The sequence below is a fragment of the Marinobacter sp. genome, from assembly GCF_048269445.1.
Classification (GTDB): Bacteria; Pseudomonadota; Gammaproteobacteria; order Pseudomonadales; family Oleiphilaceae; genus Marinobacter.
This window is the reverse complement of the sequence record NZ_JBLXIQ010000004.1, coordinates 498053-515326: the sequence shown is the minus strand read 5'-3', so window position 1 is coordinate 515326 and position 17274 is coordinate 498053. Positions and strand designations below refer to the sequence as shown.

Here is a 17274-nt window from a genome sequence, read left to right as displayed (position 1 = left end):
CGGTGGAGGTTCGCGACGAAAGCGTTAGTGAAGCAGCTGAAAGACTGGATCACCGGCTGATCGGGCCGGTGATTTTCTGGCTTGCCATTGGCGCTTCGTTGATCCACCTGTATTTCAATACCCTGTCCACACTTTCTGAGTTGTGGACATCGGCGTTGCACTTTGGCCTGTTCGGTCTGATCTGCACCTTGACCACACCCATGCTGAAGGCCAGGTCGGCCACCGGCCAGCGCCTTGTTCTTGGTGTGGATGTGGTGCTTGGCCTGGTCGCCTTGGCCTGCGCCTTTTATCTCATTCTGTTTGAGGATGATCTTTACCAGCGCGGGGTTAATTTCAATACAGCGGACTGGATCGTCTCCATCGCCGCTGTGGCTCTGATTCTGGAGTTTGCCCGCAGGACTGTGGGTTGGTTCATCCCACTGCTGTGTATGGTCGCCCTGTCCTATGTGGCCTGGTGGGGCCAGTATATCGATGGCATCTTCAATTTCCCTGGTCTGTCCTGGGAAACGGTACTGTTCCGCTCCTATCTCGGGGGGCAGGGCATGCTTGGCTCGATCGCCCGGATTTCCTGGACTTACGTGTTCATGTTTATCCTGTTCGGTGCCTTTCTGGTCAAGTCCGGCGCAGGTGACTTTATTATTGAGCTGGCCCGCTGCGCCGCCGGCCGGTTTGTTGGTGGTCCGGGCTTCGTGGCTGTCTTCGCATCCGGGTTGATGGGGTCGGTTTCCGGTTCCAGCGTGGCGAATACGGTGTCGACCGGGGTGATCACCATCCCGCTGATGCGCAAGGCAGGCTTTCCGGCCCGTTTTGCTGCTGGCGTTGAGGCGGCGGCATCCACCGGGGGGCAGCTGATGCCTCCGGTGATGGGGGCGGGGGCGTTTATTATGGCGTCGTACACTCAGGTGTCCTACCTGACCATTATCGGTGTGGCAGCGTTGCCCGCTCTGCTGTACTTCATTTCGGTCGGCATGTTCGTCCGGATTGAGGCCAAGCGCAGTCACGCGGTGAAATTGGAAGACGAAGAGGCGCCCTCCCTGAAAGACGTCATGAAAGACGGCTGGCACTTTTTGTTGCCCCTGGTCGTTTTGATCGCCGCTCTCATTTACGGGTACACGCCCACCTACGCCGCCGGTATCGCCATTCTGTCGGTTATTGTTGCCTCACGGCTGTCCAGGCACCCGATGGGCGTCAGGGACATCCTGGACGCACTGGTCATGGGAGCCAGGAACATAACCACGACGGCGATTCTCCTGATCACCGTTGGCCTGATTGTGATGGTTGTCTCTACCACCGGCATAGGTAATACCTTCTCTCTGATGATTACCGAATGGGCCGGTGGCAGCCTGGTGATCACCATTTTGCTGGTGGCCCTGGCATCACTGATCCTGGGTATGGGCTTGCCGGTCACAGCCGCCTACATCGTACTGGCGACTTTGTCAGCGCCTGCAATCTATAGCCTGATTGCCCAGAGTCAGTTACTGGAACTGCTGATGAACGGCAATCTGCCGGAGCAGGCGAAAGCCATCTTCATGCTGGCAGCCCCGGATAAAATGGCTTTGCTGAACGCTCCCATGGACCTCGCTACTGCCCAGCAACTTCTGGCAGTGGTGCCAGACACCTTCAGCACCCAGTTGCTGGAGCAGGCGCTGTCTCCCGCTACCTTGTCGATGGTGTTGGTAGCAGCGCACATGATCATTTTCTGGCTGTCTCAGGATTCCAACGTGACACCGCCGGTATGCCTGACCGCGTTCGCAGCAGCAGCGATTGCCGGAACCCCGCAGATGCGTACCGGATTTACCGCCTGGAAGCTGGCCAAAGGGCTCTACATCGTGCCGCTGCTGTTTGCCTATTCGCCGCTGATCACCGGGGATTTTACCGAAATGGTCCGGGTGTTCTGCTTTGCTCTCTTTGGCATCTACGCCATCATCGCAGGCCTTGAGGGCTACCTTGAACATCAACTCCCTCTGTTGGTCCGCTTGGTGATGTTCCCGATCGGTGCGCTCATGCTCTGGCCCCACGGCCAGATTCTGCTCGATGGCGCCGGCTTGGTCATCTTTGTGGCGGTTCTGGTCTGGAGCGCTCGTCGAGGCAAAGCTTCGTCGGCATTGGTTCAGACTGCCCGGGCGGATTTATGACAGTTGTAGAGGTTCTGGCCCTCCTTGCTCTAGGTGGTCTTGCCGGATTCATCAACGTATTGTCTGCCGGCGGGTCAATGCTGACCCTGCCGCTGCTCATGTTTCTCGGTTTGCCACCCCAGGTGGCAAACGGCACAAACCGGGTTGCCATTACCCTCCAGAGCATCACGGCGGTAGGTAGCTTTCATCGAATGGGGCATGGCAACCTGGTGGTGAGTCTGCATCTGGCGGTGCCGGCGGTGCTGGGCTCGCTGTTGGGAGCATGGGTGGCGACCTGGGTTGCCGACGCGGTTTTCGAGTTCGTGCTTGTGGTCGCCATGATCGGCGCATCCATCTTCATGCTGCTGCCACAGCCGAAACTGGACACCCGTCCGCTGACGCCGGAACGGCTTGGTCCGGTAATCTACCTGGCCATGTTCCTGATCGGTGTCTATGGTGGCTTCATCCAGGTCGGTGTCGGTGCGCTGTTCCTGGTGGTCCTGTACCGCATGTTGAGGATTGATCTGCGCCAGGTAAACGTCTTCAAGGTCGCTATTGTGCTGCTCTATACCTTGCCGGCTCTGGTGATCTTTGCGATCAGTGATCAAGTTCGATGGGGCATGGGGCTGACGCTGGCGCTTGGCAATATCACCGGTGCTTTCATTGCGGTGCGGGTCAATCTGAGCGAAAAGGGTGCGCAGTGGGTCAAGTGGATCACCCTGGTGATGGTGGCGGCTATTCTGGTCCGGCTTATCGCTTACTAGTTTACAGCCCGGCCCGGTGAAGCTGGACCAAACTGGCCCAGCTTCACCGTTTTGCTATACCATTCAATGCCTATCATCACCGGGAACGGCGGTGCAGGGTCCCGTCAAAGAAACTGGCAAGCTCATCAACGTCACTCAATGAGAGCACCTGCGAAACATAATGGTCAGGTCGAACGACGATAACGGCCCCGTCTCTGTCGATACCGCGCGTTTCGAAAATGTGGACCTCCGGGTCGATGGAGTAGACTTTTTCATAGTCAGTTACTTGGAAGGGCCCCACCTTCGGCGCGAAAATGGCGGGGATTTTCGGGCCGAATTCGACCTCGCCATGGGGTTGTTGGTAGATCACCTTTACGTCGAAGAGGCTGTCAAGGTCAGAGTCCTCCGGAGTGTACTTCACAACCGGTGAGTCGGGTGAGCTGAATAGCCACTCCGCCCAAGCGGACAAACGGGAGTCCTCCCCTGGGCGGGCGCTATCGGCGAAGGCGTAAATCCGCCAACGACCGTCAGCGGTGGCATGGTGACCCAGGTGGACATCATTGCCATCACAAACCCGAATTACCCGCTCCGATTTGAATCGCTTGCCAACCGGGAAGCCGGTGGCCAGGTTCTGGTGTTCTGTTGTGCCAGTGATCATCGACGTCTGGTACTCGGTCATGAAGCCCGCCGGGAATTCAGCGGTTTTGACATAAAAATCCGCCAGTTCTTGTGGATCGTCAAACTCCTCGGCGGGCTTGGCCATCAAGGTCGACCATTCCCGATCAAAATCAATCAGGTTCTGCGCGACAACCTGACGCTCACTCGAATAGGTATCGAGCAGAGATTCGGGCGCGATGCCGGAAAGTACATGGCCCAACTTCCAGGCGATGTTCCAACCGTCCTGCATGGACACATTCATGCCCTGACCAGCTTTGGCGCTATGGGTGTGGCAGGCGTCACCGGTGATGAAGACCCGCGGACTCCGGGAGCCCTCTTCGCCGGGGGGGACGTCATCGAATTTGTCGGTGACTCGGTGGCCAACCTCATAGACGGTGTACCAGGCACAGTGTTTCACTTCCAGGGTATACGGGTGCAGGATCTGGTTGGCCTTGGCGATGGTGGTTTCCAGGGTAGTCTGGCGTACCTGGTGGTTATCATCCTTGGCGACTTCACCGAGGTCGACGTACATCCGGAACAGGTGACCGCCTTCCCGGGGAATGTGCAAAATACTGCCACCGGTTGATGACTGAATGGCACACTTGGTGCGAATGTCCGGGAAGTCCGTGCTGGCCAGCACATCCATGACACCCCAGGCATGATTCGAGACCGCGCCGATATGCTTGCGGCCAATCGATTCACGAACGCGACTGTGCGCTCCATCGCAACCGACGACGTATTTGGCTTTCACCGTGCACTCCTGGCCTTCTTTATCGCCCGCGGTATGGCGCAATGTTACTTCGACGGGGTAGTCCTCGCCATCGTGAATCGCCAGCCCCACGAATTCCAGACCGTGGTCGACGGCCAGCCGGGCAGGAGCGTTTCTTGCGAACTCGGCGAAGTAATCGAGAACCCTGGCCTGGTTGACGATTATATGGGGAAACTCGCTGATTTCACCGGTGGGGTCATCCTGCGCCACCGAGGAACGGGTAATGTGCGACGGATTATCGGCGTCTGGGGCCCAAAAGGCCATCTCGGTAATACGGTAGGCCTCGGAGGTGATTCCTTCGGCAAAACCGAACGCCTGGAATGTCTCTACACTGCGTGCCTGAATCCCGTCGGCCTGGCCGATTTCCAGTCGTCCGGAGCGCCTCTCGACGATACGGGTAGTGATGTTCGGGAACTTCGCCAACTGAGCGGCGGCAATCATGCCAGCTGGCCCGCTGCCGACGATAAGAACATCCACAAGATCCGGCAGCGTTTCGGGACGATCAATACCCGTACCGGACGCCTCCTCGATTCTCGGGTCGCTGGATACGTAGCCGTGATGGTGAAACTGCATTGTTACTTCTCCTTTTTGTTTTCTGGGTCCGGCCGGCTAATACTGAGACCGGTTTACCGTCAGATCCGGCTTGAACCGGGAATAAAAGACTCGGTGACTGAGGCCTGCGGAGCAGGAACCTTGTCGCCGCTGACTTGAGATACCGGGAATACGGCGTTAATCTGGCCAGTCCCTGAGCTGCCGAAGTAAGGTGTCAGTACTTCCGCTTTCTGGTCATACTCCGACCAGCCCAGTGCGCCCAGCAGCATGGCGGTGTCGTGCATAAAGCCTTCACCGTGACCTTTTACGGCGTATTCGGGTAGCATTTCGCAGAAGTCTTGCCACTCGCCGTTTTCCCACATCCGAACCACATCGTGATCCAGGCGTTCCAGGAATGGTGACCAGGTCCTGGTGGCGAACTTCGGAGCCTGACCGTTTTGGGCAAAGCGATGAGACAGGGAGCCGCTGGCAAAAATGGCCACGGTGCCATCGTAGTGCTCTTCGATTGCCTTGCGCATTGCCCAGCCCAGACGGGCACTGTCATTCAGGTAGTGCACGGTACACAGCGCGGAGACCGAGATCACTTTGAAATGGCGGTCTTCGTTCATATAGCGCATCGGCACCAGAGTGCCGTACTCAGGATCGAGGGTGGTCTTGTCGTGGGCCAGTGTTTCCACGCCCTGAGCATTGCATTCGGCGGCCAGGAGTTTGCCCAGCTCAGGGTTCCCGTCATATTCAAACTTCATATTGGAGATGAAGTGGGGCAGTTCACCACTGGTATAATTCCCTTTGAAGTGGGCGCCACAATTGATGTGGTAGTTGGCGTTCACCAGCCAGTGGGTATCGAATACGACAATGGTGTCCACGCCCAGCTCACGGCAGCGGCGGCCGATCTCGATATGACCGTCAATGGCCGCTTGGCGAAAGCCCTTCTGCGGACCGTCCAGCTCGGATAGATACATGGATGGTACATGCGTGATTTTAGCGGCAAGCGCGAGTTTTCCCATGACAGTTTCCTTTTGTTGTTGAAAGCTTCGGGTGCATCGGGTTAAACAGTGTCATTCTGTTGATATTGAGTGACAGCGCTTGGTTCCAGCTTCTGTAACTCAATTATTCTCGGCTCCTCCGTAACAGGAAATGCAGTATTCACCTTAAAAATTGCATTTTTCGGTTTTTCCTACCTCAAGCGCTGCTTCCGGGCTGCGATGGCGACTTATCGCGTAATAGTGGGCACCGAGAGCAGCCACAGTTGCCAGGAAGATGCAAGCGGCAATCGGTAGCACGCCTTCGCCCAGCAGCAACGGCATCAGCTGGGCAATCATGGCGCCCGCCAACAGTTGGATGAACCCCATCAGTCCAGAGGCGGTGGCTGCGGATGTTGGCGAACAGCTGATCGCAGCGGACTGGGCATTGGGTTGGCTCAATCCGCGGCCGAAAGTTACCAGCGCCATCGGAAGAAACAGCGTGGCATAGGTCAGAGTATTACCAAGCGTGAAGCCCAGCAGTGTCAGCGCGCCGGTCAGCGAGAGCACATTACCTAACCACAGCACCTGATCGATACTGGCGTGCATGGCCAACCGGGTCGACAAGAAACTGCCTGCCATAAATGCCAGCGAAACAGCCAGGAACCAGGAGCCAAACAGCGCGGAGTTACCACCGAGGCCGTCGACGATATAGGGTGCGGTGCCAACGAAGATATAGAATGCCGCGGCGATGCAGGTGGTGGAGAGTGCATAGCCAATATACCCCCCCGAGTTGAAGACACTGGCGTAACGCTGGATGACCGGCCCCAACCGCAGACTTTCGCTTCTCACACGGCAGGTTTCCGGCAACTTCAGCGTGGCGACAAGTAGCGCGACGCCGCCCATGCCCAGGGAAACATAGAAAATGGAATTCCATCCCGCCCAGAGGTTCAGAAAGCCGCCGACTGTCGGGGCGATTGTCTGGGCAGAAGCAATTGCCATGACGACATAACCCATTCGGGCGGAGGCTCCCTCGCGACCATAGATGTCGATGATAATCGTGCGTGCCATTACCATAGCGGCACTGCCACCGAGTGCTTGCAGTACGCGGCCGGCGATCAGGAGCATTACATCGGGTGCAAGTGCAGCCAGCAGGCTCCCGAGTGTGTGGAAGACCAGTCCCCCGAGCAGGATCGGGCGACGGCCGAAGTGGTCGGCCAGCGGGCCGGACAATAACTGGCCGAATGCCAGCGTGAACAGGTAAGCCGTAAAGGTCAGCTGAATCACGCTTACATCGGTCTGCAGCTCCCGGGCCGCGTCCGGCATGGCTGGCACGAACAGGTTGAGTGCCAGAGGACTCGCCATTGCAATCAGCGTCATCAGGGCGATGGACGGTGTACGCACCGGGTTATCAGCAATCATTTTCGACACTGTCTCAGAGGGCGAACGTGTCCGGCCGCCCTGATTTAGTTAACATATTAAATAATAATTTAGTTAATATATTATCTAATGTCAACGCCTTCATGTCTGGAGATCGGTGGCGGAGGAAGAGCCTTCAGGGCTTCACATCACAGAACTTGATCAGCAAATCCTCCAGCTTTTCCATGTCCTCTTGGGAGAAACGCTCCGTCATTTCCTGGTAGCGTGCCTCAAGGCGAGGACTCATAGTCGCGAACATTTCCTTGGCCTTGTCGGTCAGGCTGATCAGAGTTCGGCGCTGATCCTCCGTTGACTTGCGGCGGTTGATGTAACCCAGCTGTTCAAGCCGGTTTATGATTCCGGTGAGGCTCGGGCTGAGAATACAGCACAGTTCCGCCAGCTGCTTCGATTCCAGTTCCTCGAATTCATTGAGCGCCCGGATGACACGCCACTGCTGTTCGGTAAGTGGGATTTCCTGGAGCAGGGGGCGGAAAAAGCCCATGGCGGCCTCGCGGGCCTTGAGTAGCCGGAGGGGAAGCGAGTCATCAAACTTGCGCATGAAATAGGTAACCTTAGTCATCCGGTCTCTGGGAATTCGGCTAGTCGTTGCCAAAAGGAGTAATAGGCTATTTTATTAATGTGTTAAGGAATGTCTAGTATCCCGTCTGCTTGCGGAATTGCTGGGTGGTCATACCGGTGTGCTTCTTGAAGAAGCGTGAGAAGTAGGCAGGATCGGAGAAGCCAAGCTGGTAGCAGATCTCGTTGCTGGAAAAATTGCTGAAGATGAGCAGCCGCTTGCTTTCCTGAATCACTCTGTCGTGAATCAGCTTCTTCGGGGGCCTGTTGGCAATCCGCTGACAGGTCTGGTTCAACCGGCTTTCTGAAATCGCCATTTCCGCGGTGTAGCGGGGCAGATGCCACTGCTCCTGGTAGTGTTCCTCAATCATTTCGGTGAAACGATGGAACAGTCGCAGGTTCTCATTATTGACGGTTCTGCTGGCCGACCGTTTGGAAGAGAGCCTGGCCAGGTTGACCAGTAACAGCCGCACCAGGCTCATCAGCGCCAGGTCCTTTGCTGCCTGATTCCCGGACCATTCCAGCTGGATATCTTCCAGGACGCGGGCGAGCCGCCTCCACAGGGCTTTCTGTTCGTCAGGAAGCCGGTCGTGCTCCAGACAGATTGCCTGAGTGAGGCTGGTATTGATTTCGGGACTGGCATTGTCTTGCATCAGTTGCCATACCAGGGACTGATGAATCGTCAGAACGTGCCCGCGGGCGCCGGGATCGGTGCGGAACGAATGGGGAGTGGACGCTGGCGTATAGAAACAGCTGGGCCCAATGACTTCATAGACTTTGTGGTCAATAAGAAAATCGATCGTGCCATGATCGACATAGTGGATCTGAACATATTGAGCGTGGCGGTGCACCGGCATGTCGCGGCCATAGAAAGCGGCCAGGTTTTCCAGCACATCATAATGAATAGGCGCATCAAGATAGCGCCTGTCGTAGTCCTGTCCCAGGATGATGTTGGGAATCCATTCGGTATCATTGGCGTCGCTCATGGGGCGAATATCGCAAAAGCTTTACGGAACCAGAGCCCCGTGAATCGACACGGGGTTCGGTTGGTTTGGCCAGGGCTCCGCATTCAGCCCTTGCCAAGCTGCGGCACACGATGAGTGCCGTGCGCGATGCAGACGTTCTTGGTTTCCATGTAGAAGTCGAAGCTCCAGTCACCGCCGTCACGGCCGATACCGGACATCTTGGTGCCCCCGAACGGAGACGGCAGGTTGCGGTTGTTCTCGGAGTTCACCCAAAGCATGCCAGCTTCGACGTGTCGGGCCATGCGCATGGCCCGACCGGTGTTTTCGGTCCAGATGTAGCCGGACAGACCGTATTCCGTATCGTTGGCGATCGCGATAGCTTCTTCTTCGGTATCAAAGGTAATCGTGGTCAGTACCGGTCCAAAAATCTCTTCCTGCGCGATGCGCATCTTGCTGGTTGCGTCGGTGAACAGAGTCGGCTCCAGGTAGTTGCCGGCCGGGTCCAGATCGCCGTTCGCCTCGGTGATGCGCTTGCCGCCGACGGCGATGTTGGCTCCATCTTCACTAGCGATATCGAAATAGCTCAGGACTTTGTCGTAGTGTTCTTTGTGTACCAGGGGGCCGACTTCGGTGTTCGGGTCCAGCGGGTGACCGACCTTCAGGTTGCGAACCCGCTGCTCCAGTGCGGCCATGAACTTGTCACGAATGCCACTCTGGATCAGCAAACGGCTGGACGAGGTACAGCGCTGGCCGTTGAGGCTGTAGATCATGAACACAACTGCGTCCAGCGCTCGATCGAAGTGGGCGTCGTCAAACACGATGACCGGGTTCTTTCCTCCCAGTTCGAAATGCATGCGCTTGAGGGTGTCGGCACCCTGACGCATAACATGGGAGCCAGTGGCGGACTCTCCTACCAGGGCCACGGCCTTGATTGCCGGGTGTTCGGTCATTCGCTTGCCAACGCTCTCGCCGAAGCCGTTGACCATGTTCCAGACTCCCTTCGGCAGAACTTCATCGGCGATCTCTGCCAGGATGTAGGCACTCAGGGGCGTCAACTCAGCCGGCTTGTGGACAACGGTACAGCCTGCCGCCAGGGCCGGAGCGATCTTCCAGGTAGACAGCATGAACGGCGTATTCCAGGGCGTGATGATGCCCACCGGGCCAATCGCGTTGCGTACGGTAAAATTAGTGTGTTCCTGCTGCTGGAGGGCGAGACCGTCCTGGGCTTCCGGCGCCTTGTCAGCGAAGAATCGGAAGTTGGCAGCACCGCGTTCGGCTGCCTTTTTCATGAAACGGATCGCCTGGCCGCAGTCCATGGATTCGACCAGGGCGATTTCGTCGGCACGCTCTACAAGTCGGTCGGCGAATTTGTTCAGCAGCCGCTTGCGTTCGGCGCCCGGTGTAGCGGCCCAGGCTTCAAAGGCATTTTCGGCGGCCTTGCAGGCGGCATCCATATCGTCGGTGGAACCGGCCATGATCTTGCCGATGGATGTGTTGTCGGTGGGCGTGATGTTGTCGTATTCCTTGCCGCCATTGCCAAGCGTGAACTCACCGTTGATGTAGTGGCCGGTGGTGTGGTTCCTGAAACGTTCCAGGTAGCGCTGGGCACGTTCCAGGTTGGTCGCTTTAGTATCGCTCATGATCATTCTCCTGAAGGCTCAGTATTTATCACCGTAGTACTCTTTTTCGGAGACGATGCGTGTCTCCAGTGAGCAGATGTTTTCAATAGTGCAGACGACGGTGTCGCCAGGTTGCATGTCGACCACACCATGCGGGGTGCCGGTGGCGATCATGTCACCCGGGTTCAGGGTCATGATCTTGCTCAGGTACTCGACCAGAAAGGGAACGTCGAAGATCATATCCCTGGTGGAGCCGTCCTGGGTGATCTTGCCGTTGACCTTGGTGGTCAGACGCAGGTTGCTGGCGTCTTTCACGTCCTCCCGGTCGACAATCCACGGTCCCATTGGCAACAGGGAATCTCGACTCTTTACCCGCAGGTTGGGGCGGTAATAGTTCTCCAGATAGTCGCGGATAGCGAAGTCGTTGCATACTGTGTAGCCGGCGACGAAGTCCATCGCATCTTCGCGCCTGATGTTCTTGCCGGATTTGCCGATCACCGCCACCAGTTCGCACTCGTAATGCTGGAACTTGATGTTGTCGGGGCGGTAGCTGACCTGTTTGTGCCCAGTAAGGGTGTTGGCATGCTTGATGAATACCAGCGGTTCCTTGGGAGGTTCGAACGCCAGCTCGGTGGCGTGGTCGGCGTAGTTCAGACCCAGTGCGAAGATGGTGCCCGGCTCCTTTACCGGCGGGAGCCAGGTGATGTCGGCAGAATCCAGAGCCACGTTCAGCTCCTGGCCGTCGGTGGTAGTAATGCGATCGCTGGCGTCAATGTCGATATCCAGCTCGCGGCCTTCAAAAATGATACGTGCGTGTCTCATGGCTCAGGCACCTCCCAGTGTGTTGGTCAGGGTGCCGATACCCTCAATGGTTGCTTCCACTCTGTCACCCCTGTTGACTGGAACACGGTCACCGGCAAAGCCGACGGCGATGACCTCACCCGGTTGCACGGTCATAATCCAAGAGATCGTGCTGATCAGCTCGGCAACGCTGCGCTCCATGTCAGCCAGTGCAAATGTGCTCTTCTGTTCGCCGTTTATGCGGATGGTGACCGTGAGCGCATCCGGGTTGGCGATGGTGTCGGCCGGGACAATCTCCGGGCCAACCGGCGCGGAAGTGTCCCGGCATTTGCCCTTGATGTCGGGACGGAAGTAGTTTTCCTCCGGCAGCGAAAAATCGCTGACGATGGTGTAGCCACGGACATAATCCAGCGCTTCCGCCTGACTGACGCGGCAGGCTTCGTGGCCAATGACCACGCCCAGGCTGGCGCCAACTGCCATGGCTGGAACCTCTTTGCCGTCGAAATCCTTGGGCCATTCCACCTCAGCGCCATCAACATTCCAGGTGTTGCGAGGCTTGTAATACAGCACCGGGTGGGTTGGTGGTTTGTTGTAGGGGGCTTCGCTGAAGATCCCCTCCAGAGCAGTCAACTGGGATTTGTCGTTCAGTGCGACGCAGACCAGCTTGCTGTGAACCAGGGTGTTTGCTGTCATGATTAACCTTTTCTTGTGGTGGTCGCGATTGATCAATAGCCGGCCTGAGGCTTGTCGTCTTGAACCGGGGCGCCTTGTTTGAAGCGCTGCGCCAGCTTTCGGGTTTCATTGGCTAGGATCATAGTGTCGACGCCCACACCGACGAAATCGGCTCCTTGCCGGACGTAGCTTTCCGCCAGGGATGGGTCGAGGCAGAGCAGACCGGCATATTTGCCCGCAGCACGTATCCTGCTGAGGCCCTGGTTGACGGCGTCTACCACCTCCCGATTGCCTGCGTCGCCTATGAAGCCCATGGATGCGGACAGGTCGGATGGTCCTATGAAAACGCCGTCGACACCTTCAATGGCGAGAATTTCATCGAGGTGTTCCATGGCACTGGCGGTTTCCACCTGTACGATCAGGCAGATCTCGTCATTGGCCTTCTTCAGGTAGCCTGGTATCTGATTCCAGCGGGCCGCGCGAGCCAGCGAGGTGCCCAGGCCGCGAATGCCGTCCGGCGGATAACGAACCGCCTGAACCAACTGTTTCGCTTGCTCGGCGTCTTCTACCATTGGTACCAGCAGCGTCTGTACACCGATATCCAACAGTTGCTTGATCAATGCGGTATTGCCTTCAACACAGCGTACGATAGGGGCGACGTCGTAGGGTGCCATCACCTGAAGATGAGACATGATGGTGCGCAAGTCGAACGGAGCATGCTCTCCATCGATCAGCAGCCAATCAAAGCCGGCGACGGCTGCGATTTCGGCCGCGCTGTTGTCCGGCAGGCCCAGCCAGAGCCCATATTGGGTTTCCCCGGTGGCCAAGCCCTGTTTGAACCGGTTTTTGGGTAGTTCCATGTTTGTTCCCTCTGTGCGGCCTGGTTATTCGAAGTTCAGGGTGACGCCACCCAGAGAGCCGAAATCTGCATGCACAGTATCGCCGGCCTTTACCGGAACGGGGCGGGTGAACGAGCCGGACAGTATGACCTGACCCGGTTCGAGGCCAACATCGTGAGGCGCGAAGCGCTTGCAGACCCAGGTTATGCCTTTGAGGGGATTTCCCAGAACGCCACCGGCCAGGCCGGTTTCTTCGATCTGGCCGTTCAGGTACAGCATGCAGCCGGCCCAGCGCAGGTCGATGTCCATCGGGCGAATGGGGCGGCCCCCCATAACGATGCCAGCGTTGGCGGCATTATCCGAAATAGTGTCGTAGACCTTGCGTGTGTAGCCGGTTTCCGGATCGGTGCGCAGGCAGCGGGCCGCGATCAGCTCGAGTGACGGGATGATGTAGTCGGTTGCGTTGATCACATCGAAAATCGTGACGTTATCGCCGAACAGTGGCTTTTTCAGCACAAAGGCCAGTTCGACCTCTATGCGAGGATCAAGGAAGTCGGATGCCTTGATGGTGGCGCCGTCTTCGAACAGCATGTCATCAAGCAAAACGCCATAGTCCGGCTCATCAATATTGGAGGACATCTGCATCGCACGAGAGGTCAGGCCAATCTTGTAGCCCATTACCTTTCGGCCTTCGGCCACCTTCCTGTCTACCCAGGCCTTCTGGATGGCATAGGCCTCTTCCATAGTCATGTCCGGATGCTCAAGCGTGAGGGCCGGGATCTGTTTGCGGTTGGTCTCAGCCTGGTATAGGCGGTCAGCAGCCGTTTCGATCTGATCTTTCGTCAACATGCGTGTAATGCACCTTTTTGTTGTCGGATGGATGAACGGGCGGTGGTCCGTCACGGGTTGCAGTAGCTCGAGTCCAGAGACCGGAACGAGCGCTGGGTCCTGCCGATGATTCTGATATTTTAGTTAACATATTAACTAAGTCAAGAGTCCGGTTTAGGTTGCTGGACGCCGATTTCCCGGCCTGATTTCATTTTCGGAGCCGATTTGACAAAACTTAATATGTTAATTAGATTCTGGGTAGTCCCTGTGTTGCAGATGTTGCCGGGGATGTCCAGTAACAACGATGAACCTACTATCCGGGACTCATCCTATGCCTCATTTCATCGTCGAGTATTCAGGAAACCTGCACGACCGTCTGGAATTCCAGTCGCTGTTCTCACGTTTACACGAATACGTTGTCTCTACCGGGGCTTTCCCCATTGGTGGCGTTCGTAGTCGTGCTATTCGTTGCGACGACTTCCGGGTCGCAGATGGCAGGGAAGATTTCTCCTTCCTCAACCTGACTCTGAAAATTGGCCATGGCCGGGATATGGTGCTGAAAAAGGAAGTCGCCAGGCGGGTGTTCGACATTCTGTGCGATTGGATGAAGCCGGTCACTGATACCAGCTACTGCCAGATTTCATTCGAGATGACGGAGCTGGATCCCGTTCTCAAATTCAACAAGAACAACATTCATCCACTGTTCGCGGATACCTGAGGGGAGTCCGAAGCGGGCGAATGCCATGAGGCCAGCAGTGGCAACATCTGGAACGTTCGTGAGGGCTCCCCGGGCCGCGGCAATGCAAGCGATAACTACAAAATAATCAGGAGATAGGCCGTTATGACAACAACAAAGCTCTTTACCAAAGCCGCCATCCTTTCATTGGGGCTGGCGATATCCGGCAGTGCTTTCGCCGCCACGACGTTGCACGTCGGGACCTGGTTGCCGCCGACCAACCCACAAAACGCCGTAGTCTGGCCGACATGGGCCAAATGGGTCGAAGAGGCAACGGAAGGACGGGTTAAGGTTGAAATCGAAAACGATCTGGGCCACCCGAAAACCATGTTCCAGCTGGTAGAGGACGGTGTCGTCAACGCCGGATTCAGTTACCACGGTTACGTTCCGGGCCGTTTCAAGTTGCCCCAGATCGTGGAATTGCCGGGCCTTGGTGTAGGAGCCGAGGCGGGTTCCGTGGCACTCTGGCGGGTGTATAACAAGTACTTCATGGACTCCGGCGAGTTTGAAGGCCTGACCCTCCTGGGCATGTTTACCCACGGTCCGGGCTATATCCAGTCCATTGAGCCAATCACGTCCTTCGACCAGATCAAGGACAAGAAGATTCGCATTGGCGGTGGCGTCCAGACCGAGCTTGGCAAGCGAATGGACGTGACTCCGGTTTCAGCGCCAGCCCCAAAAGTCTATCAAATGATGCAGCAGGGGGTGATCGATGGTGCCTTCCTCCCCATGGGCGAGCAGAAGACCCTGCGCCTCAAGGAGGTGGCGCCCAACGTCACCATGCTCCCTGGAGGCATGTACCTCGGCAGTTTTTCCATGTTCATCGATCCATACTTCCTGGAAAAGCTGGACCCCAAGGATCGCGAGGCGATCATGAGCGTATCGGGTGAAAAACTGTCCGCCCTGGCCGGACGCGCCTGGGATCGTATTGATGACGAGGGCCTGAAGGCTGCGGAGGAAGCTGGTGTCAACATCATCCGGGTTAAGGAAGGCGATCAGATGGCGCAGGACTTCCAGAAGCTGATTCAGGGCATGGATGAACAGTGGATCCAGAGCGTGTCTGATCGTGCCCCGAAGGCCGGGCAAGCGCTAAAAGAGCTGCGGACCGTTGCCCGTGAGTATGAGCGTGAGCACCAGGAGTAAATGCATGTCTCTCGCTAAATGGGTTAACAGGCATTATAGGGAGAAGGGGCCAGCCAAGTGGCTGGTCTTCCTTCTGGAGGTTGTAGCAGCGTCAGTTCTCTTCCTGCTTATGTTGACTACCTGCCTGGACGTGGCCGGTCGCTATCTTTTCAACAGTCCCGTTCCCGGGGCCACAGAGCTCACCAGACTCGGTCTTGCCCTGATGGTATTCGCGGCGATGCCGGTTATCACTTATCGGGGCGGGCATATCGTAGTGGATCTGCTGGACAATGTGCTGGGGCAAACGGTGTTGAAGGTTCTTGGACTGGTTTCGGCCCTGATTATTTCCTCTTCGATGTACTTCCTTGCGGTACGTATCTTTGAGCTTGGCGAGAGGTCGATCCGGCGTGGTGTTGTGACGGAATTTCTTGGCCTGCCCAGTGGTTATATGGCCGAGTACATCGCCATTATGAGTTGGTTGACCGCCGCAGCGGTGATAACGCTCGGCGTTTATCGCATCCTGTTCACTCCTAAAAAATAAACCAATCAGTTACGGAAAATTCTATGACCGTCGTGCTGACCGGCTTTGCCGTTCTCCTTTTCATGATTTTGGTTCTGAGGGTGCCGATTGCCTTTGCCATGGGTCTGGTCGGTTTCTTTGGCTTCGCTTTTCTGATGGGGCTGGACCTGAACAACTTCATGGATTTCCGCTGGCGGGGCGCCCTGTCGATGGCGTCGAACCGGGTGATCGATACGGTCCAGAATTATGGCCTGTCGGTAATTCCGTTGTTCGTGCTGATGGGTAACCTGGTGACCCGTTCGGGCCTGGCCCAGGAACTTTACCATGTTTCCAATGCCTTTCTCGGTCATCGCAAAGGCGGACTGTCAATGGCAACGGTGGTAGCCTGTGGTGGTTTCTCGGCGATCTGTGGCTCCAGTCTGGCAACGTCCGCGACCATGGGCAAGGTGGCCATGCCACCGATGCGCAAATACGGTTATGCCGACTCTTTGGCCACCGCTTCTATAGCTGCTGGCGGCACTCTGGGCATCCTGATTCCGCCGAGCGTGATTCTGATAATTTACGGTCTGCTGACCGAGTCCTCGATCCGTGAGCTGTTCGCCGCCGGTTTCATTCCGGGCATCCTCGGCATGGTCATGTATATGGTCGCGGTCCGTTATGTGGTTTGGCGTGACCCCAGCGCCGGACCCGCAGGTGAGAAAGCCCAATGGCCGGAACGTTTGCGCGCGCTGAAAGGAGTTTGGGGCGTATTGCTGTTGTTTACTGTCGTCATGGGCGGTATCTATCTGGGTGTCTTCACGCCGACGGAAGCGGCGGGCATTGGTGCCGGTGGCGCTTTTCTGATTGCCCTCGCCCGACGCAGCCTCACTTGGTCCACGCTATTCGAAACACTGGCGGATACAGCGCGTACTTCTGCAATGCTGTTTGCCGTGGTGATAGGGGCGCTGATTTTCTCGGACTTTATTAACCGGGCCGGGCTTCCTGACATGCTGCTGGGGTTCGTGACTGTGCTGGATGTGGCGCCGATTGTCGTGATTCTGGCAATCTTGGGTATCTACATTGTGCTTGGGATGGTGTTTGAGAGCCTGTCGATGATCCTGTTGACAGTGCCGGTATTTTATCCGCTGGTGGCGAGTATGGGCTTCGATCTGGTGTGGTTCGGCATAGTTGTCGTTGTCGTGACTGAGATCAGTCTGATCACGCCGCCCGTGGGTATGAACGTCTTTGTGCTCAGTGCCGTTTTGAGAGATGTCAAAACGGGCACTATCTTCAAGGGTGTTACTCCGTTCTGGTGTGCCGATATTGTGCGTTTGGCACTGATTGTGTTCATTGCTCAGATAGCACTGTTTTTGCCGGAGCTGCTGTACCACTGAGCGGTAC

At 56.7% G+C, this 17274-nt stretch carries 16 protein-coding genes; 6 read left to right on the top strand and 10 right to left on the bottom strand.

The features are described from left to right. Window positions 1-2 precede the first annotated feature (2 nt). Both ACN0XM_RS11395 and ACN0XM_RS11390 read left to right on the top strand, forming a co-directional pair. Window positions 3-2135: a TRAP transporter permease gene (locus ACN0XM_RS11395; RefSeq protein WP_417567045.1), complete on the top strand. Its 2133-nt coding sequence runs from the start codon at window positions 3-5 to the stop codon at window positions 2133-2135. Further along, window positions 2132-2878, top strand: a complete 747-nt coding sequence (locus ACN0XM_RS11390) for a sulfite exporter TauE/SafE family protein (RefSeq protein WP_417567044.1) — start codon at window positions 2132-2134, stop codon at window positions 2876-2878. The genes ACN0XM_RS11395 and ACN0XM_RS11390 overlap by 4 nt, the downstream gene beginning before the upstream one ends. Window positions 2879-2954: 76 nt before the next feature. On the opposite strand, the gene ACN0XM_RS11385 is transcribed toward ACN0XM_RS11390, so the two are convergent. The 10 genes from ACN0XM_RS11385 to hpaH all read right to left on the bottom strand — a co-directional run bounded on the left by ACN0XM_RS11385 (window position 2955) and on the right by hpaH (window position 13537). Next, window positions 2955-4856 (bottom strand): FAD-binding monooxygenase, encoded by a 1902-nt coding sequence (locus ACN0XM_RS11385; protein ID WP_417567043.1) that lies wholly within the window; start codon window positions 4854-4856, stop codon window positions 2955-2957. A gap of 59 nt (window positions 4857-4915) precedes the next feature. Beyond that, window positions 4916-5842, bottom strand: a complete 927-nt coding sequence (gene hpaD, locus ACN0XM_RS11380) for a 3,4-dihydroxyphenylacetate 2,3-dioxygenase (protein ID WP_417567042.1) — start codon at window positions 5840-5842, stop codon at window positions 4916-4918. Window positions 5843-5986: 144 nt separating this feature from the next. After that, window positions 5987-7219 carry a multidrug effflux MFS transporter gene (locus ACN0XM_RS11375; protein WP_417567041.1) on the bottom strand — a complete coding sequence of 411 codons (1233 nt, stop codon included), beginning with the start codon at window positions 7217-7219 and terminating at the stop codon, window positions 5987-5989. A gap of 133 nt (window positions 7220-7352) precedes the next feature. Next, complete coding sequence (hpaR, locus tag ACN0XM_RS11370) at window positions 7353-7796, bottom strand: homoprotocatechuate degradation operon regulator HpaR (protein ID WP_417567040.1); 444 nt, start codon at window positions 7794-7796, stop codon at window positions 7353-7355. A 73-nt stretch (window positions 7797-7869) separates the two neighbouring features. Next, complete coding sequence (hpaA, locus tag ACN0XM_RS11365) at window positions 7870-8778, bottom strand: 4-hydroxyphenylacetate catabolism regulatory protein HpaA (protein WP_417567039.1); 909 nt, start codon at window positions 8776-8778, stop codon at window positions 7870-7872. Between the two features lie 83 nt (window positions 8779-8861). Beyond that, entirely contained in the window at window positions 8862-10397 is a 1536-nt protein-coding gene (hpaE, locus tag ACN0XM_RS11360) for a 5-carboxymethyl-2-hydroxymuconate semialdehyde dehydrogenase (RefSeq protein ID WP_417567038.1), read from the bottom strand. Between the two features lie 18 nt (window positions 10398-10415). Further along, the gene (locus tag ACN0XM_RS11355) at window positions 10416-11198 is read right to left on the bottom strand and encodes a fumarylacetoacetate hydrolase family protein (RefSeq protein WP_417567037.1); all 783 of its coding nucleotides are present in this window, start codon (window positions 11196-11198) and stop codon (window positions 10416-10418) included. Between the two features lie 3 nt (window positions 11199-11201). Continuing rightward, the gene (locus ACN0XM_RS11350; RefSeq protein ID WP_417567036.1) at window positions 11202-11870 is read right to left on the bottom strand and encodes a fumarylacetoacetate hydrolase family protein; all 669 of its coding nucleotides are present in this window, start codon (window positions 11868-11870) and stop codon (window positions 11202-11204) included. A gap of 32 nt (window positions 11871-11902) precedes the next feature. Beyond that, complete coding sequence (hpaI, locus tag ACN0XM_RS11345) at window positions 11903-12709, bottom strand: 4-hydroxy-2-oxoheptanedioate aldolase (RefSeq protein WP_417567035.1); 807 nt, start codon at window positions 12707-12709, stop codon at window positions 11903-11905. 24 nt (window positions 12710-12733) lie between these two features. After that, window positions 12734-13537, bottom strand: a complete 804-nt coding sequence (hpaH, locus tag ACN0XM_RS11340; RefSeq protein ID WP_417567034.1) for a 2-oxo-hept-4-ene-1,7-dioate hydratase — start codon at window positions 13535-13537, stop codon at window positions 12734-12736. A 310-nt stretch (window positions 13538-13847) separates the two neighbouring features. Between hpaH and ACN0XM_RS11335 the strand changes: the two genes are divergently transcribed. The 4 genes from ACN0XM_RS11335 (at window position 13848) to ACN0XM_RS11320 (ending at window position 17267) form a co-directional block, all read left to right on the top strand. Further along, complete coding sequence (locus ACN0XM_RS11335; protein ID WP_417567033.1) at window positions 13848-14234, top strand: 5-carboxymethyl-2-hydroxymuconate Delta-isomerase; 387 nt, start codon at window positions 13848-13850, stop codon at window positions 14232-14234. A 123-nt stretch (window positions 14235-14357) separates the two neighbouring features. After that, the gene (locus tag ACN0XM_RS11330; RefSeq protein WP_417567032.1) at window positions 14358-15395 is read left to right on the top strand and encodes a TRAP transporter substrate-binding protein; all 1038 of its coding nucleotides are present in this window, start codon (window positions 14358-14360) and stop codon (window positions 15393-15395) included. Window positions 15396-15399: 4 nt separating this feature from the next. After that, complete coding sequence (locus tag ACN0XM_RS11325; protein WP_417567031.1) at window positions 15400-15915, top strand: TRAP transporter small permease; 516 nt, start codon at window positions 15400-15402, stop codon at window positions 15913-15915. 23 nt (window positions 15916-15938) lie between these two features. Then, entirely contained in the window at window positions 15939-17267 is a 1329-nt protein-coding gene (locus ACN0XM_RS11320) for a TRAP transporter large permease (protein ID WP_417567030.1), read from the top strand. Window positions 17268-17274: the final 7 nt, after the last annotated feature.

What these genes read in the sequence shown, in the direction of transcription:
- ACN0XM_RS11375 (WP_417567041.1), bottom strand. Translation starts at nt 7,219, where the DNA reads ATGATTGCTGATAACCCGGTGCGTACACCGTCCATCGCCCTGATGACG.
- ACN0XM_RS11355 (WP_417567037.1), bottom strand. Translation starts at nt 11,198, where the DNA reads ATGAGACACGCACGTATCATTTTTGAAGGCCGCGAGCTGGATATCGAC.
- ACN0XM_RS11385 (WP_417567043.1), bottom strand. Translation starts at nt 4,856, where the DNA reads ATGCAGTTTCACCATCACGGCTACGTATCCAGCGACCCGAGAATCGAG.
- ACN0XM_RS11335 (WP_417567033.1), top strand. Translation starts at nt 13,848, where the DNA reads ATGCCTCATTTCATCGTCGAGTATTCAGGAAACCTGCACGACCGTCTG.
- ACN0XM_RS11330 (WP_417567032.1), top strand. Translation starts at nt 14,358, where the DNA reads ATGACAACAACAAAGCTCTTTACCAAAGCCGCCATCCTTTCATTGGGG.
- ACN0XM_RS11325 (WP_417567031.1), top strand. Translation starts at nt 15,400, where the DNA reads ATGTCTCTCGCTAAATGGGTTAACAGGCATTATAGGGAGAAGGGGCCA.
- hpaI (WP_417567035.1), bottom strand. Translation starts at nt 12,709, where the DNA reads ATGGAACTACCCAAAAACCGGTTCAAACAGGGCTTGGCCACCGGGGAA.
- ACN0XM_RS11350 (WP_417567036.1), bottom strand. Translation starts at nt 11,870, where the DNA reads ATGACAGCAAACACCCTGGTTCACAGCAAGCTGGTCTGCGTCGCACTG.
- ACN0XM_RS11390 (WP_417567044.1), top strand. Translation starts at nt 2,132, where the DNA reads ATGACAGTTGTAGAGGTTCTGGCCCTCCTTGCTCTAGGTGGTCTTGCC.
- hpaH (WP_417567034.1), bottom strand. Translation starts at nt 13,537, where the DNA reads ATGTTGACGAAAGATCAGATCGAAACGGCTGCTGACCGCCTATACCAG.
- hpaR (WP_417567040.1), bottom strand. Translation starts at nt 7,796, where the DNA reads ATGACTAAGGTTACCTATTTCATGCGCAAGTTTGATGACTCGCTTCCC.
- hpaD (WP_417567042.1), bottom strand. Translation starts at nt 5,842, where the DNA reads ATGGGAAAACTCGCGCTTGCCGCTAAAATCACGCATGTACCATCCATG.
- hpaA (WP_417567039.1), bottom strand. Translation starts at nt 8,778, where the DNA reads ATGAGCGACGCCAATGATACCGAATGGATTCCCAACATCATCCTGGGA.
- hpaE (WP_417567038.1), bottom strand. Translation starts at nt 10,397, where the DNA reads ATGAGCGATACTAAAGCGACCAACCTGGAACGTGCCCAGCGCTACCTG.
- ACN0XM_RS11320 (WP_417567030.1), top strand. Translation starts at nt 15,939, where the DNA reads ATGACCGTCGTGCTGACCGGCTTTGCCGTTCTCCTTTTCATGATTTTG.